Here is a 15,828-nt window from a genome sequence, read left to right as displayed (position 1 = left end):
GCAGGCTTCCAGAAAACAAAGAAACAGCCACTGCCGGGAGCAAAGCTCTTGGGAGAAGCACTGGTTAAACTACAAAATATGGTAGAAGGATGGAGGCTCTTTGAAACGCAACAAAATAATACAAACTTTTCCCTACAAGATTAGCTTCGAGGAGGGGAGTCAGTTATTGGATTAATTCTCCCCTTGGAGGGGTAGCTTGCTTTTAAGACCGTGTACGCGTAACGCAGGTTATTGCGTAGTTTGGACAGCGGGCCTGCCCAGGCAAAAGCTACTCCGATCTTAACTTCTAATTCATTATCGTATAACTCTTCATAATGAAAATCTTTCTTCTGGGCATGATGGGCAGTGGTAAGACCACTTTGGGTGAGCAACTGGCCACGCAGCTAGGCTATGCTTTCGTGGACCTGGACGCATACATTGTGCAGCGAGAGGGGAGATCCATTGCGGATATCTTTGAGCAACAAGGGCAGGAGCGATTCCGGGAGTTGGAGCGGCAGGCCCTGGAGGCGGTGGTGCGGGAGTATGAGCATGCGGTTATATCAGCCGGCGGAGGAGCGCCCTGCTTCTTTGATAACATGGATTTCATAAACCAATACGGTGAAAGTATCTTTCTGGACGTTCCCGCGTCCGAGCTTGCAAAGCGACTGTTAGCTTCCAACTTACAGGTAAGGCCCCTTTTGGCTGGCAAAACAGAGGATGAACTGCGGGAGTTCTTAGATAACATGTTGGAACACAGAAGGTCCTTCTACGAGCAGGCCCGGCACAAGGTAAAGGGGGCCGCAATCACATCAGAGCAATTAAGCTCTTTGTTATAACCCTAGCAAGAGGGTCTCGTTATATCCCTATAGCGAGCATCCAAATACTACGCTTACGTAGACGAAAAGTAGCAGCAAATTAAAATTTAAGTAGTTTTGCAGCGTTAACCAAAACAGCAAAATCTAACTATGAAACCTAACCATAAAGGACGTGCTCGGCTTTTCAAGAACCCGGTTCTTGAGAAGATGAGCAGAACGCACATTGCCCTGCCGATATCTATTTTCATTGCGATAGCAACAGGCTTGATTTACTACGGAATTACCTACAGCTTTATTAATGTGATAGAAGCCATAGGTTTTTTCTTTCTGGGCTGGCTTATCTTTACCCTGATAGAATACCTGGCACACCGCTACGTGTTCCACATGAGTACAGACACGCCGCTGAAGGCGCGCTTGCAGTACCTCTTCCATGGCAACCACCATGAGTTTCCGAAGGACAAGGACCGCTTGGCGATGCCTCCGATCGTGAGCATACTCTATGCTTCTGCCTTCTTTTTCATCTTCAAGCTGATCTTCGGTCAGTTTGTGTTTGGGGTGGTGGCAGGCCTGCTGTTTGGTTATGCCATGTATTTATTCGTGCATTATGCCGTACATGCCTATGCGCCACCGAAGAATTCCCTAAAAACACTTTGGGTGCACCACAGCATTCATCACTACAAAGACCCGCACGTAGCTTATGGCGTTTCTTCACCGCTGTGGGATTATATTTTGGGAACCATGCCGAAGAAAGCGAAGTAAAGAAAGCATGCAAACATTAAAAAAAAGGGAGCTCAGAAGGCTCCCTTTTTTACGTTCCAGGTAGTAGTGTTTCTTTTGGTGTGCAGGTCCTCACGTTCACGAAAAAGGAGCCTTTTGAGCCCCTTTTTCAAATTAAACGCGTGTTATCCTCTTAGTTTTCGGAATATCCAGACAATTAGCAGCACGACAAGTACAATGATGATAAGCGCTGTCCACATGCCTGCCTCAAATACGTCTCCTATAAACTCGCAGCTGCTTAACGTAAAGGTTAACAGCACGAGCATGACCGTAAAATAAACTCTTATGTTTCTCATAGTTTTATCACTTTAAGTTTTAATAGCAGGCCCTCTAATGGCTATGGCGAGGTAAGGCTAACTATTTATATGAAGATTTTGCCATGTTATAGAGTACTGCAACAGCGTGAAAAAAGTTAGGGCAGAGGGAATTAAGAGGAGAGGGAGATGAAAAAAAGCAAGACTACCGGGTGTGCCGGTAGCCTTGCTTTAGGAAGAGGTTTTACAGAAAAGCTTTCGCTTATCCGTAGATGTTATTCAGAATACCAGCCAGGCGAATGCCGGCCTCTAGCAGGCGCTGCTCTACCAGGTCATAGTTCTCATAAGAGTAGCGGTAGCTTAACTTGCCGTTTTCCGGCAGGTCATACACCTGGTCGCGGTAGGTCATCGACTCGTGCGCCCAGTCCCTGACAGAAGTAGACTGAAGCTGCTTTACTTGTTCTTTGCTAGGCTTACCCAGGAACTCCGTCAGTTCAGTATAGCTCAGGTTTTTGCCATCTATCATGCCGCTGTCCCACACGCTATGCAAGTTAGAGGGCTTTCCGAACCACTCTACTTTTACGGCATTACCGCCCATGTCATCGCCCGTGCCCACGTGCAGTGGCTGGTGCAGGTCGCCTACCATGTGTACCAGGTACTTAAGGTACTCCTGCTGCTGCTCTTTGGGCAGGTTGCCCGCTTCGAGGGCACTGATCGCTTCCTCTATTTTCGCGATCACGTCCCCGTTCGGGTTCTTCTCTGTCTGTTCGTATTTCATGCCACCCGGGATAGTAACCCAGTGCCAGTCATGCGTGTGGTCGTAAGCGTTATCAGAGCGGATATCGTCCATCCAAACAGAAACTTCGGCCAGGGAGTTACCCTCCAGGATCTTTGCAATTTCTCGTTTGGCTTTTTTACTCAAGTGCTGCTCGGCTACCAGCCCAACAGCGCGGTGGCCGTTTTGGCCCCAGGCAAACGCTTGTCCGGTAACAAGAGCGGCTAATAAAAGGGTGCTTAGTAATTTTTTCATCTATTTGCTGTGCTAGCTGATTTGAGAATACAAAACAAAGAATTATTTCTCTGACCTATGTTATAACGAGGTTAATAATTTCTGCGAAGCCGGCCTAACGTGCAGGAGCTGACTAAATTTCTGCTCTGTTTATAGCAGGAAATGTGCCAAAGCTTACTTATGTGGGGTGTAGGGCCATGTAAGTTCAAGAGCGTTAGCCTTTATCCGGTTCGAAGCTTTCGTAAGCCCTCTGCCGTACACCGGAAGAAAAAGGCTTATGTGCGGACGCTATTCTATCATCAGTAAAAACAAAGAGGGGAAAGGCTCTGTGCGGGCAGCGCGGCTCCTGAAACAGCAGCAGGTACAGGAGCGCTATAATGTGGCCCCTTCCCAGAGCTTGCCAGTAATTACAGGGGAGGAGCCCGACAGGCTGCAGTTCTTTACCTGGGGCCTTTTACCGCACTGGGCTAAAGAGAACAGCTATAAACGTAAGATCATTAACGCCCGTGCCGAGAGCCTCACCGAAAAGCCCCTGTACAAAGGGCTGGTAAATAGGAAGCGCTGCCTGGTGCCGGCAGACAGTTTTACGAGTGGCGCAATTCCCCAACCGGCAAGACACCCTATCGCTTTTTATTAAAAGACGAGGGAATCTTTTGCTTTGCCGGGCTGTGGGACGAGTGGGCAGACAAAGAGACGGGGGAGATGATCCGAAGCTACACGCTTATCACCACCGAACCCAACGAACTAATGCGCCCTATTCACGAGCGCATGCCAGTACTTTTGCATCCGGAGGAGGAGGACCTGTGGCTCTCTGATGCCCCTGCTGATGAGCATTTGCTGTCCCTGCTCAGTCCTTACCCCAGCGAAGAGATGAAAGCCTATCCTGTGTCCTCTCTTGTGAACTCTCCCGCCAATGACGGCCCCGAAGTGTTGGAGCCTGTGGCAGAACAGGGGGATCTGTTCAGTTAGAAAGAGCAGGCGCCCGGAGCTAAGGTGCGGCACCCTGTGGCACACCTTAGCTCCGGGCGCTTGTGCAGCTGTTGAATGGAGGTATCAGGTTTTTTCAAAAACCATTCGGTAATGGTCCATTACCTCTAGTTCAAAACAGACCCGGTTAGGGCTTATCCGGAATACTTCTATTTGATTCCTTAGTTCTTTATCTAGCAGGTACTTAGGCAGAAGCGATAGATACAGCAGATACTTTTGGAGGTTGAACTTTCTAAATCTTTTTCGCCACTGCCCGATGGTTTCTATATAGTCTAGTCTGCCGCTACTCTGCGAAATTAGTTTAAAGTCGGGTGCGGCGTTTTGGAGGAGCATTTCCGGGCCGTAGGGGAGCCAGGAGCCAGGGAACTCCTTTATCATTAAAGCAAGCACATGTTCTGGCGACCCTTTTTTAGCAGTTACAGAAACATCTTCAAAAGCGGGCATGTTCTTGCTGAACGTCATAGTTTGCAAATAGAACCTGCCTCCTGCTGGTAACAACTCGCTTACGGTTCTGAAGAAGTTCCGGTACACCGTCTCTTGTTTGCCTGCCTGCCACTCCTCGATCGAACAGAAATGTTCAAAGGCCCCGACACAAACAACAGCGTCAAACAACCCAAAGTCTTCGGGTTTCACGTAGCGACAGTCCTTTATAAAGACTTGCAAGCCGTTTTTCTGGCAGGCTTTTGCCTGCCCTTCCGACAAGGTCAAGCCTATGCCCTGTGCTTTTTTTCCCTTGGTAGCGTAGGTAAGGAAAGCACCCCAGCCACAGCCCATATCCAGTACTTTACTGCCTTCCCTGATGTTCAGGCTATCGGCAATGAACTTGTGCTTGGCACGCTGTGCTTCTTCCAACGACATAGAGAAGTCTCCGTCGTACTTGGCGCCACTATAGTCTGCTGATTCCCCTAAACTCAAGCGGAACAGCTTGTCTATTGTGGTATAGGTAAAGTCAAGGTCGTTCTTGCTGGCCATAGTCTAGCTGTTTATGTTTTCAGAGCAGGCTTAAATGCCTCAAGAATCGGTATTAAGCGCTCTGTTTTACTAAAAGAAGCAGTAAAAAGTGCCTTCTGTAAAAAGTCTTACCGCTCTTTTAGCTATTGTACTCCATGAAGGTAAATTAGGATAACGGTTGAGGAGGATTATTTTGCTTCTTGTAGTTTAGGGCTCTCTTCCTTGATTTAGACGACTGCTTTAGCTTCTATTAAGTGCTATGCACTTTTATGATGGGCTGGTAGTAAACTGTTGTAGGGCGAGGCAGAAAGCAAAAAGCCTTACAAGTTCTTGTAAGGCTTTTTATAGCTGTTCGTCAGGTACTAAAAGAGCTTAAGAGCAGCAGTTGCTGCTGCACAGTTTATCACTGTTTGCTTTCTCAAAGCACTCTTTCCCTTCCTTAAAGGCAAAGTAAGCGATGCCCAGCGTGCCGATGCTGTCGATATAAGGGATGCCTGTTAGTTCATAGATGCCGCTAGCCACCAGCAGGATGACGGACATGTAGATACATACCCGGGTACAGCCCGCATCGGCCAAAATGGCGTCTGAGTTCAACTTGTTGCCTACACGCTCCTTGGTATACACCAGGGCCCACATCACAGCAATTGAGATAATGGAGATGACAACACCCCAGAAGGTGGTCTCAGGCTTATGGCCCGTCCAGATGTTATAGAGACTAGTAACAGTAAGGCCCGCTACCAGCGTGTAAAAGGCAAAGCCTGTTATCCGCAGTGCTGTCCGCTCGAACTTGTCCCTAGGGCTGTTGTCGTTTCGTTGTATGCGCAGCACCATATGGGCAATGCCAATGCCAGAGATCACCTCGATAAAGCTGTCCGCCCCAAAGCCAAACAGGGAAAGGCTCTCGTCTTCATATCCCAGGTAAGTGGAGACCAGACCTTCTATTGTATTGTAAGCAATGGTAAACAAAGCGAGCCAAAAGGCTATTTTGTACAGCCTTGCCTTATTGTCTGTATTTATAATTGAGATTGTATCCATGGCACAATAACAAAATATGGAAGAAAAAGGTCAATTCTTAGTCTACTATAAGGGTAAGTAAACGTTACGCGAGAAGTTCTAAATCAACTTAAGGTCAGGCGGGTAGCGTCTTGGCGCCCTTAGGTACAGGAAAATTTTACTCTTATACCTGTTAAGAGGAAAGTATAACTAACGTAAAAATCGCATAGCGCTAGTTTAAAGGAATAAGATTCGCTAAGCAAACTATACGCGTATGAAAAGCCGCTTAACAGTTTTATCCGTAGATAACTTTCTTTTCCCCTAAGCATAAACCAGTGAACCTGGTTAGCAGATTTTTCTGCAATAAGTATGTTACTTGTTGCTGCTTTGAAGATGTGTTAAATAGATAATGTGCAGCTTTTAAAGTTGCTTTGTTGTTGTGACATGTTTTAGTAATATGGAAACATTTAATAATATAAGTTATTTTTATAATTAAAGTCTCCTTTCCCCTGGCAAAACTATGCTGTTTTATTGCATCGTGTAGTTATAGAGTTTGCAAACGACTTAGACAGACGATAGTGAAGACATTTATAATTGATGATGATCCGCTCAGTTCTTTCGTTACAGAAATGGTCCTGAAACTGGAGAACTTCACGGAGCAGGTAACAACTTTCTCTTCTGCTGAGGAAACCCTAGGTTACCTGACAGAGGATTTAGCGGTAAATGCCCCTCAGGTTATATTCCTTGACCTAAATATGCCGTCTATGAACGGCTGGGAGTTTTTGCAGGCGTTAAAACCACATGAGAACGTAATCTCCAGCAACTGCTCCGTCTTCATCTTAACCTCCTCTATAGACTCAGCAGAGCAACAAATGGCGGAGCAGCATGCTATGGTGAAAGGGTTTATCAGCAAGCCTTTGACCGAAACCCATTTGGGTATAATAAAGCAACAGCTAGGTAACGCAGCATAACCTTTAGTGGCTGCAATAACATGCAGGCAACCGGTTGCAGCATGACCTCCAGTAGAAAAAGGAAAAGCTCTTTGCAGGTGAGTATATGCGCAGTAACCTTTGAGGCTCTTTCCTGTTAATGCTTCATCCTGATAAGGTTTGTTAACTGCCTGTTAGTGCAATTTAATAGCTTCCCTACTTTGTACTGTAGAAGAAGGAAGAGGGTAAGAGCGAGGTAACGTGCCCTTCTTGAAGTCCTTCAATAAAAGCAGAAGCCACTGGTAATTTCGCTGCCATTTTATAGCTTACTTCTTACGCGTGTGTTAGCAAGAGTTTTTGTTTTATGCCCCTGTGTCCTGTGGCAAGCTGCAGAAACTCAAACCCCACAATCCTGACTACATCCAGAAAGTCTTCGAAATAACCTGCTCGGTATAGGCTAACTGAGGTTGTAGCTGTTGCTTCTTGTCTGCAAAGATTCTAGTAGTGCAAGGTTAGCGATATTTAGAACCTGGGGAGCTAATCATGAATAAGCAACTGTATGTGCATAAAAAAAGCCACTTAACGATTTGACTCGTAAGTGGCTTTCTCTTTTGCTCCCCCTCCTGGGCTTGAACCAGGGACCCCCTGATTAACAGTCAGGTGCTCTAACCAACTGAGCTAAGGAGGAATCTGTTTTATTGTTTTCAGCAGCTTTCCCGCTGATTGATGGTGCAATATTACGGCGGATTTGCTTACTGCGCAAGTGCTGTCCCAAAAAAACTTTTGGCTTATCTCGTAATTTACTGCAAATCAGAAAGAAAAAATTAGTTTGAAATGTAAAGGATAGAACCTGACAGTGAGGTGGCGTACTGCTTCAGCGGGTGAACGGCTGGTCCGCCCATTACACTACCTTGCAGATTAAACTGAGAGCCGCAGCACCTATCCACCAAAAACAGGTTCGACTCGTCCATCTCTACCTTTGAGCAGGTGGCGGCAGGGTCGTAAGGGCAGGCACGCTCAAAGGCCGTGTACTGCCCGGCGTTCTGTCGTACGATCAGAATACCCTTATAGCCCCCGCCAATATAGGCATAGCCCCCATCACGGCGTAGCTCGGGGTAGAGTTGGCTACTTACGTTTATTTCCTCGTTTACGAATACATTGGGGATTGCAGGGCCTGCACTGTTGTCTTTACAAGCGGTGAGCAAGGAGAAGAGAAGCAGTAGCAGCGGCACCCAAGCTCTGCTTAAGCTAAAAGACAGGCGTAAACGCGTGTGTTTATAGATCTCATGCCTGCTAAAGGGAGCTGAACCTGTCGTCATAAGAGGTTTCTTTTAGAAAAGGTGATCAGGAGAATCAACAACAGCCGGGCTATTAAGTTCAAAAGGGCCCTGCGGACAAGTAAATGGTGCCTGCAGAACCCTTTTGAACTACTATGCTGTAGTGTTGTGCTAGATAATGCTCTCGAACTGGCGCAGGAAGCGCACGTCGTTCTCGGTGAAAAGGCGCAGGTCCTTGATCTGGTACTTCAGCATGGTAATGCGTTCGATTCCCATACCAAAGGCAAAGCCAGAGTACTCTTCCGGATCGATACCGCTGCTCTGGAGCACGGCAGGGTCTACCATACCGGAACCCCCAATTTCTACCCAGCCGGAGCCCTTGCAGATGTTACAGCCCGCGCCCTTGCAGATAAAGCAGGTAATGTCGATCTCGGCGCTTGGCTCTGTGAAAGGAAAGAAAGACGGACGGAAACGGATCTGGGTGTCCTGCCCGAACATCTCCTTGGCAAAGTAATACAGGGTTTCTTTCAGGTCCTTAAAGCTCACGCCCTTGTTCACGTACAGGCCCTCTACCTGGTGGAACACCATGTGCGCCCGTGCCGAGATCGCTTCATTGCGGTACACGCGGCCCGGCATGATGCTGCGAAGCGGCGGCTGGTTATTCTCCATCAGGCGCACCTGCACTGTCGAAGTATGCGTGCGGAGCAACCTCTCTTTGTCTTCGCTCAGGAAGAAGGTGTCCTGCATTTCCCGGGCGGGGTGGTTTTCCGGGAAGTTCAGGGCCGAGAAGTTGTGCCAGTCGTCCTCTATCTCCGGCCCTTCGGCTACGTTAAAGCCGATGCGCTCAAAAATACGCACGATCTCCTGGCGTACCAGCGAAAGCGGGTGACGGGTGCCTAGCGTGTTGGGGACAGTTGGCAGCGTAAAATCAAAGCCGGTATCTGCATTCTTATCAGAGGCGTTGGCAAGCTGCTCCTGTGCCTGGTCGAAACGCTCCTGGGCACGGTTCTTTAGGCTGTTCAGTTGCTGGCCCACTTCCCGGCGCTGCTCTGGTGCCACCTCTTTCAGGTTATTAAACAGATCTGCAATGCGACCTTTACGCCCAATGTAAGCGATGCGGAACTGCTCCAGCTCTGCAGCGTTCGTAAGCGGTGCCGCCTCTATCTCTTGTGCTACTTGTTGTATGTTCTCCACCATAATATGCAAAGATAATAATTCGATGCTTTTTACCTTCATCTCAGGATAATACGCTTAAAAGGCAGGTGTTTTGTACCGGTAGGTAAAACTTTGGCGTTAACAGGTCTTGCTAGGCATAGGCCAGGGGATTGTTTTGCCATCTAAGCTAGTGTTGGCACTGCTCATCCAGCGACTTATGAATGCCTTTTTTCATGGTTAACCACCTGCGTTCCGCGTCAGGGATAGCGCCCTCTGTTTGAAGGGCTAATCCTTTTGCACACTCCCTCCTTTTTTCAAGGACGGGTGCCGCAGGTGGGGTGGTAACTCTCTTTTTGAGGGGGCCCTACCTCTTAATAAGGAAAAAAGTAAGGCCCAACCGGCGAGGCAAAAAGCTAGAGAAGAGCTTAAACGGTTCAGTTGTAAGGCTTAAACCAGAAGTAGCTCTAACTGCTTCCACACTTTGTATGACCACTTACCGACGCCAAACCGCAGCTTACCGACTTTCTGCCAGAGCCTGCCTATTGCCTGTAGCCCTACCGGTGGGTTTATAGTACCTTTATAACAGAAAGCTAAAGAAAAGGACTATGGAAAACAGAGATCGAAACCCAAACAACTACGGTAACAACTGGGAGTCCCCGCGCAGTGGCTCTGGGGGTAAAGTAATGGCAGGCCTGCTGTTGATCGTAGTAGGTCTGGTAATTCTGGCGTCTAAGCTAGATATTTTCTTTCTGCCTTACTGGGTGTTTTCCTGGCAGATGTTCCTGATCGTGCTCGGTCTGTTTATCGGCTTCAAGCAGAACTTCCGCAAGTCCGGCTGGCTGGTGCTGGTACTGATCGGCTCCGCTTTCCTGTTGAATGAGGTAATCACCGGCTTCAGTCTGAGTGTCTTTTTCTGGCCCTTCCTGCTGATTGGTATCGGGCTGTGGGTCATGCTAAAGCCCCGCAATCGCTACGACAACAACATTAGACCGAAGTCCCGGCCTAACCCGACAGGGGCTGGGCCGCAGGACTTTTACACAACAGAGGCAAGCGAACCCAACACTGGATACGCTACAGAAGGGAGCTACTCTTCTGAGGAGGTAGTGGATATTACCGCCATACTCGGGGGAATCAAGAAGAACATCATCTCGAAGAATTTCAGAGGCGGAGAGATCGTGAGCGTATTCGGGGGCTCTGAGCTGAACCTGAGCCAGTCAGACCTGCAGCGACCCGCTGTGCTGGAGGCAACGCAAATTTTTGGGGGGACCACCCTTATTGTGCCACCACACTGGGAGGTGAAGTCGGAGATAGTGGCCATACTCGGTGGCTTCGATGATAAGCGCCCCATGCCGGTTAACGGCTACGACCCAAATAAAGTGCTTGTCCTGAAGGGGACTTCCTTGTTTGGCGGGCTCAACATTAAGAGTTACTAACCCTCTGGCTGGCTGTGTTTCCGCTGCGGGTTATACAGGTGTATGTTGGCTGGGCCTTGCTGTGGGTGGCCGTGCAAACGCTGTTAGTATGGGCGGGGGGCGTTAACCTGCAGAGAGCGCTCACCGATGCCCTGCTTACCAACCTGTTGTTAGTGGGAGGGGGCTATGCCATGGGCACCGGCCTGCGGTATTACCAACCCAGTATAAAGCAGGGGGCTTACCTGCTGGGCTGGAGCCTTGGCCTGGCAGGCATGTGCATGGCCCTGTTCTATTGGTTGTCGGGGAAGCTGTACGGAGAGGAGACCGCTTATCTGGCGTTTGTGGATGCTACACTGGGCGTACGCATGGCTTTTGCCTGGCTGATGGTCCTGCTGCTGTTGCTCCTCAGCTGGATGTGGTTCTATACTTTGGAGCGGCAGGAAGACGAGAAGCGCAAAGGAGACGTTGAAAAGATGGCCCGGGAGGCAGAACTCTATAACCTGCGCCAGCAGCTGCAACCGCATTTCCTGTTTAACAGCCTTAACTCTATTAGTGCACTGGTGTGTGTGAAGCCGGAACAGGCCCGGAAAATGGTGCAGCAGCTCTCAGACTTTTTACGGGGCACCCTCCGGAAAGACAATCAGCAGCAAGTACGCCTTTCTGATGAGCTCAAGCACCTGCAACTGTACCTGGACATAGAGAAAGTGCGGTTTGGGCATCGCTTGCAGATAGAGGTGGAGGCGCAGGAAGAAAGCTTGCCCCTACGCTTGCCGGCCCTGCTCCTGCAGCCTGTGGTGGAGAACGCCATTAAGTTTGGCCTTTATGGTACGGTAGGCGCTACCACGATAAAGATTCACGCAGCAGCGGTGGATAGCCAACTTGTCGTCACTACCCAGAACCCATACGACCCTACTACACAGCAACCGTACGAAGGCACCGGTTTCGGGCTGGAATCTGTGCGCCGCCGCTTATATTTGCTTTACGCCCGGCAGGACCTGCTTGCTGTGCACCAGCAGGACCATGTCTTCACCACCACCATAAAAATACCGCAAAACCATGATTAAGTGTCTTGTGATCGACGATGAGCCTCTGGCCAGGAGCATTGTGCTCGAGTACCTGCGTGCGCACCCGGAGGTGCAGGTAGTGCAGGAGTGCAGCGATGGTTTTGAAGGGGTGAAGGCCATTATGCAGCACCAGCCGGACCTGATCTTTCTGGATGTGCAGATGCCCAAGATAAACGGCTTTGAAATGCTGGAACTGGTGGAGCAGGTGCCGGGTGTGATCTTTACCACGGCTTTTGATGCGTACGCCATCAAGGCCTTTGAGGCAAACGCCGTGGACTACCTGTTAAAGCCCTTTAGCCAGGAGCGTTTTGATGCCGCCCTAAAAAAGTGGCTTGGCAGCCGCTCCGCCACTGCCCTTGGTGCTGGTCCAGCAGTTCTGGAAGCGATGATTGCCAAGCAGCCGGAGGAGCACTTGCGCATCGTGGTGAAGGATGGGCAAAACATCCGCATTATTCCAGTAAACGACGTGCTGTACCTGGAGGCCTACGATGACTATGTGAGGATCCATACCAAAGAGGGCCTCTTCCTGAAAAAGAAGACCATGGGCTGGTATGAGCAGGCATTGAACCCCAGGCAGTTTGTGCGTGTGCATCGTTCCTTTATCCTGGCCCTGGCCCAGCTCACTCGCATCGAACCCTTCGAGAAAGATAGCCACGTGGCCCTGTTGAGAAACGGGGAGCGAATCCCGCTCAGCAGAAGCGGCTACTCAAAATTACGTGCCGTTCTCGGAATTTAACAGCCGCTGTTATCTCCGATATAGCAAAGGCTCCCCGCATGGGGCATGGAGAAAGTAAAGTTTCTTTTGTCCAATTACACATCCTTGTAAACTACGCCTGTTTCGGTTTTTGTCTTTTTTTGTCATAAATAGATTAGTGCAGGTTAATTTTGGTGTGCAACTTAAGCTGTTGACTCATAGCTTTATGTGAACAAAAGAAAGGCTTTCGTGTTAAACCAAAATAACAATTGGAAACTTTCGGAATTCAAAACGTTTCCATAGTTTTGCCGCGAAATGGAAACAGAAGAAATCATAGAAATCAAAGAGAGGATTGCACAATCGGCTTTTGAACTCTTCTGCCAGAGAGGAATCAGGAGCGTGTCGATGGACGATATTGCCCAGCATTTGGCGATGTCGAAGAAAACGATCTACAAGTGGTTTGCAAACAAGGACGAGGTCGTGTTCTATGCCTGCGAGGGCTTTTTGAAAGTTGTAGAGAAGGACTGCGAGGCCGCTTTAAAAGGTGCCCACAATGCCATAGAAGAATTATGGGGTATGATGGAGATGACCAGGCATATACTGGTAACCATTCACCCGTCTATTTTTCATGACGTGCAGAAATATTACCCAGGCAGTTGGGAGCTGTGGCTGAACCACAAGTATGGCTTTATGCTGGACAAGGTGAAGCTGAATATCCTGCGCGGCGTGGCGGAGGGCCTGTACCGGGGCGACCTGGATGTAGAGATCATGGGGCGTATGCGCCTGGGAATGATCGAGCTGGCCTTTGACACCCGGCTCTTTCCGCCACATGAGTTTGACCTGCAGAAAGTGCAGCAGCATTTGTTGGAGCACTACATGTTGGGCATGGCCACCATCAGGGGGCACAAGATGATCAACGAGTACAAGCACATCACCGAAGAAGAATAAGTACCACTACCCACTACCTAACATAAAATTATGAAAAACAGAATCAGCCTGATTGCCTCTCTGGCCTTGCTATTAGGCTCTTTTTACGCGCAAGGGCAGGCACCAGAGCGCTACAGTCTGCAGCAGAGCATTGACTATGCCTTGCAGAACAGGGCCAGCCTGAAAGCCACCCGCAACGAGGAAAACATTGCCCGGGCCCGTGTTGGGGAGATCAGGGCGGCAGGCTTGCCGCAAATAAATGGCTCCCTGGATGTTGGCGATAACTTTATCCAACAGCAGAGCTTCCTGCCGGCCGAGTTCTTCCAGGACCCGAACAACCCTAACGCTCCTGAGCCCGGTACTTTCGTGCCGGTAACTTTTACACCCGCCTATACCGCAAACGCGACCGTTACGGCCAGCCAGATGCTGTTCGATGGCGCTTACCTGATCGGCCTGAAAGCAGCCAACACCTACAAGGAGCTATCGCGCAAGACAACGCAGCAGAGTGAGATTGAGGTGGCAGAGCAGGTATCCAAAGCCTACTATGGAGTGCTGGTGAACCGAGAGCGCATGGAATTGCTGGAGCAGAACCTGGTACGCCTGGATACTTTGCTTACCCAGACGGCTATTATGTTCGAAAACGGGGTGGCCGAGAAGCTGGACGTGGACCGCCTGCGCGTGCAGTTAAATAACCTGAAGGTTGAGAAGCAGAAAACAGTCCGCCTGATGGAGCTGAGCGAGAACCTGCTCAAGTTCCAGATGGGGGTGGAGCAGGCACAGCTTATCGAGCTGACAGACGAATTGGAGGAGGTAGAAGTAGATATGAGCAAGCTGGCCCCCCGCAACTTTAACTACAGCGACCGCATCGAATACTCCATTCTGGAGACGCAGCGTGACTTGGCGGAACTGGATCTGCGCAACCGCAAAGCAGGGTACCTTCCCAAGTTATTCCTCAATAGCCGTTACGGCTACCTGGCAGCCGGCAACGAGTTTGGCCAGGTATCGAACCTGAACAACTGGCTGGAGTTCGGGTATGTGGGCGGGCAGCTGCAGGTGCCTATCTTCGATGGCCTGCGCAAGCACTACCAGATCCAGCAGGCCAAGCTGGCCCTGGAGAACACCAAGTTCGGGTTCGAGACCCTCCGCCAAAGCATAGACCTGGAACTGGAGCAGGCCTCTGCCGAACTAACGAACGCCCTGGATATGCTGGATGCGCAGCGGGAGAATCTGGAGTTGGCGGCAGAGATCGCCCGGGTAGCGAAGATCAAGTTCCAGGAAGGGGTAGGCAGCAACCTGGAGGTGGTGAACGCTGAGACGGACCTGCGGGAGGCCCAGACCAACTACTACGCGGCCATGTACGATGCCCTTATCGCCAAAGTAAACCTCGAAAAAGCCACAGGAACACTACAAGCAAAATAAAACGAATGAAAAGAAGACTAAAACCTAGCATGAAACGAATCCTGGGGATTTCCTCCCTGGCCCTGGTGCTCGGCCTTACCGCATGTGGCGGTGAGGACAAGGAGGCGGAGCTGACCCAGCTGAAGGAAGAGCGGGAGCGCCTGGATGAGCAGATCGCCGCCCTCGAAGCGGAGTTGAAAGCCGGAGGCCAGGCAGTAGCCACCGAGAAAAAGACGGTGCCGGTAAGCGTCACTGCCGTGGAGCAGGACACTTTCCGTCATTACCTGGAGATGCAGGGCAAAGTGGACTTCGACCAGAACGTGCTGGTCAGCCCCAAAGTGGGCGGTGTGCTGACCAGCGTGCGCGTAGAGCCAGGCGACCGCGTGTCGAAGGGGCAAACGCTGGCCACGATTGATGCGCAGGTGCTGGAGCAGAACATGGCTGAGGTAAGAACCCGCCTGGACCTGGCCCGCATCGCCTACGAGAAGCAGGAGAACCTCTGGAATCAGAAGATCGGCACGGAGATGCAGTACCTGACGGCCAAGAACAACAAAGAGGCCCTGGAGCGCAGCCTGGCCACCCTGCAGCAGCAGCGTGAGCAGTACAATGTGACGTCCCCTATCAGCGGCACCGTGGACAACGTGATTCCGAATGCCGGGGAGGCTGTGATGCCCGGAATGGGTATTGTGCGCGTGGTAAATACCCAGGGGGGTAAAATTGTGGCCGAGGTGTCGGAGACCTATCAGGACAAGATCAACAAAGGGGATAAGGCCGTGGTCTATTTCCCGGACCTGAAGAAGGAGGTAGAGACGACCGTGGGGGTGGTGAGCCAGTACATCGACCCCGTGAGCCGCACCTTTACCGTAGAGCTGAGCCTGCAGAATGGCCAGAACATTACATTCCGCCCGAACATGGTGGCCGTGGTGCGCATACAGGACTACCAGAACGAAGGCGTGGTGGTATTGCCGGTAAACCTGGTGCAGAAGGACGAGAACAGGCAGTACGTGTACGTGGCCCAGAAGCAGGACAACCAGTATGTGGCGGTCCGCAAAGAGATAGAGACCGGCATGAGCTACAACGGCAAGGTGGAGGTGCTGAGCGGCCTTACAGGCAACGAGCAGGTGATTACAGCCGGCTACCAAAGCCTGAACGAGGGGCAGCCTGTCGTGTTTGCGCAGCAGAGCCTGACGCAAAAGTAAGTTCCAAA

At 50.3% G+C, this 15,828-nt stretch carries 15 protein-coding genes, 1 tRNA gene and 1 pseudogene; 10 read left to right on the top strand and 7 right to left on the bottom strand.

What is annotated here, in order from left to right; genetic code table 11:
• Nucleotides 1-314 precede the first annotated feature (314 nt).
• Nucleotides 315-815 carry a shikimate kinase gene (locus CHB92_RS23330; RefSeq protein WP_245842855.1) on the top strand — a complete coding sequence of 167 codons (501 nt, stop codon included), beginning with the start codon at nt 315-317 and terminating at the stop codon, nt 813-815.
• 129 nt (nt 816-944) lie between these two features.
• Nucleotides 945-1,553: a sterol desaturase family protein gene (locus CHB92_RS23325; RefSeq protein ID WP_089321646.1), complete on the top strand. Its 609-nt coding sequence runs from the start codon at nt 945-947 to the stop codon at nt 1,551-1,553.
• Nucleotides 1,554-1,696: 143 nt separating this feature from the next.
• Here the strand turns inward: CHB92_RS23325 and CHB92_RS25945 are convergent, their stop codons facing one another.
• Both CHB92_RS25945 and CHB92_RS23320 read right to left on the bottom strand, forming a co-directional pair.
• Nucleotides 1,697-1,867 carry a hypothetical protein gene (locus tag CHB92_RS25945; RefSeq protein WP_179223143.1) on the bottom strand — a complete coding sequence of 57 codons (171 nt, stop codon included), beginning with the start codon at nt 1,865-1,867 and terminating at the stop codon, nt 1,697-1,699.
• A 220-nt stretch (nt 1,868-2,087) separates the two neighbouring features.
• Nucleotides 2,088-2,855 carry a S1/P1 nuclease gene (locus tag CHB92_RS23320; protein ID WP_089321645.1) on the bottom strand — a complete coding sequence of 256 codons (768 nt, stop codon included), beginning with the start codon at nt 2,853-2,855 and terminating at the stop codon, nt 2,088-2,090.
• Nucleotides 2,856-3,111: 256 nt separating this feature from the next.
• Here CHB92_RS23320 and CHB92_RS26530 point away from each other — a divergent pair.
• Nucleotides 3,112-3,803 (top strand): annotated as a pseudogene (locus CHB92_RS26530) (SOS response-associated peptidase).
• Between the two features lie 84 nt (nt 3,804-3,887).
• Here the strand turns inward: CHB92_RS26530 and CHB92_RS23310 are convergent.
• Entirely contained in the window at nt 3,888-4,793 is a 906-nt protein-coding gene (locus tag CHB92_RS23310) for a class I SAM-dependent methyltransferase (protein ID WP_089321644.1), read from the bottom strand.
• A 351-nt stretch (nt 4,794-5,144) separates the two neighbouring features.
• Nucleotides 5,145-5,807, bottom strand: a complete 663-nt coding sequence (locus CHB92_RS23305; RefSeq protein WP_089321643.1) for a cation transporter — start codon at nt 5,805-5,807, stop codon at nt 5,145-5,147.
• 536 nt (nt 5,808-6,343) lie between these two features.
• On the opposite strand from CHB92_RS23305, the gene CHB92_RS23300 reads away from it, so the two are divergent.
• Nucleotides 6,344-6,736, top strand: a complete 393-nt coding sequence (locus CHB92_RS23300; RefSeq protein ID WP_144266377.1) for a response regulator — start codon at nt 6,344-6,346, stop codon at nt 6,734-6,736.
• 572 nt (nt 6,737-7,308) lie between these two features.
• Here CHB92_RS23300 and CHB92_RS23295 read toward each other — a convergent pair.
• From CHB92_RS23295 to pheS, 3 genes are all read right to left on the bottom strand, one after another.
• Nucleotides 7,309-7,382: transfer RNA gene (locus tag CHB92_RS23295), tRNA-Asn, on the bottom strand.
• A gap of 136 nt (nt 7,383-7,518) precedes the next feature.
• Nucleotides 7,519-8,013 (bottom strand): Rieske 2Fe-2S domain-containing protein, encoded by a 495-nt coding sequence (locus CHB92_RS23290; protein ID WP_245842851.1) that lies wholly within the window; start codon nt 8,011-8,013, stop codon nt 7,519-7,521.
• 129 nt (nt 8,014-8,142) lie between these two features.
• The gene (pheS, locus tag CHB92_RS23285) at nt 8,143-9,168 is read right to left on the bottom strand and encodes a phenylalanine--tRNA ligase subunit alpha (protein WP_089321651.1); all 1,026 of its coding nucleotides are present in this window, start codon (nt 9,166-9,168) and stop codon (nt 8,143-8,145) included.
• Nucleotides 9,169-9,731: 563 nt separating this feature from the next.
• Between pheS and CHB92_RS23280 the strand changes: the two genes are divergently transcribed.
• The 6 genes from CHB92_RS23280 to CHB92_RS23255 all read left to right on the top strand — a co-directional run bounded on the left by CHB92_RS23280 (nt 9,732) and on the right by CHB92_RS23255 (nt 15,820).
• Nucleotides 9,732-10,559 carry a LiaF transmembrane domain-containing protein gene (locus CHB92_RS23280; RefSeq protein WP_089321641.1) on the top strand — a complete coding sequence of 276 codons (828 nt, stop codon included), beginning with the start codon at nt 9,732-9,734 and terminating at the stop codon, nt 10,557-10,559.
• A 14-nt stretch (nt 10,560-10,573) separates the two neighbouring features.
• Complete coding sequence (locus tag CHB92_RS23275) at nt 10,574-11,602, top strand: sensor histidine kinase (protein WP_245842850.1); 1,029 nt, start codon at nt 10,574-10,576, stop codon at nt 11,600-11,602.
• The gene (locus tag CHB92_RS23270; RefSeq protein WP_089321640.1) at nt 11,595-12,338 is read left to right on the top strand and encodes a LytR/AlgR family response regulator transcription factor; all 744 of its coding nucleotides are present in this window, start codon (nt 11,595-11,597) and stop codon (nt 12,336-12,338) included. Before CHB92_RS23275 ends, CHB92_RS23270 begins: the two co-directional genes overlap by 8 nt.
• 273 nt (nt 12,339-12,611) lie before the next feature.
• Entirely contained in the window at nt 12,612-13,244 is a 633-nt protein-coding gene (locus tag CHB92_RS23265) for a TetR/AcrR family transcriptional regulator (protein ID WP_089321639.1), read from the top strand.
• Nucleotides 13,245-13,274: 30 nt separating this feature from the next.
• A complete protein-coding gene (locus tag CHB92_RS23260) occupies nt 13,275-14,642 on the top strand; it encodes a TolC family protein (protein WP_089321638.1) in 1,368 nt (455 codons plus the stop codon).
• 29 nt (nt 14,643-14,671) lie between these two features.
• A complete protein-coding gene (locus tag CHB92_RS23255) occupies nt 14,672-15,820 on the top strand; it encodes an efflux RND transporter periplasmic adaptor subunit (RefSeq protein WP_089321637.1) in 1,149 nt (382 codons plus the stop codon).
• Nucleotides 15,821-15,828 lie beyond the last annotated feature (8 nt).

The organism is Pontibacter ummariensis (genome assembly GCF_900188175.1).
Taxonomy (GTDB): domain Bacteria; phylum Bacteroidota; class Bacteroidia; order Cytophagales; family Hymenobacteraceae; genus Pontibacter; species Pontibacter ummariensis.
Note: the sequence above shows the minus strand (reverse complement) of the source record. Positions and strands in the feature narration are given on the sequence as shown.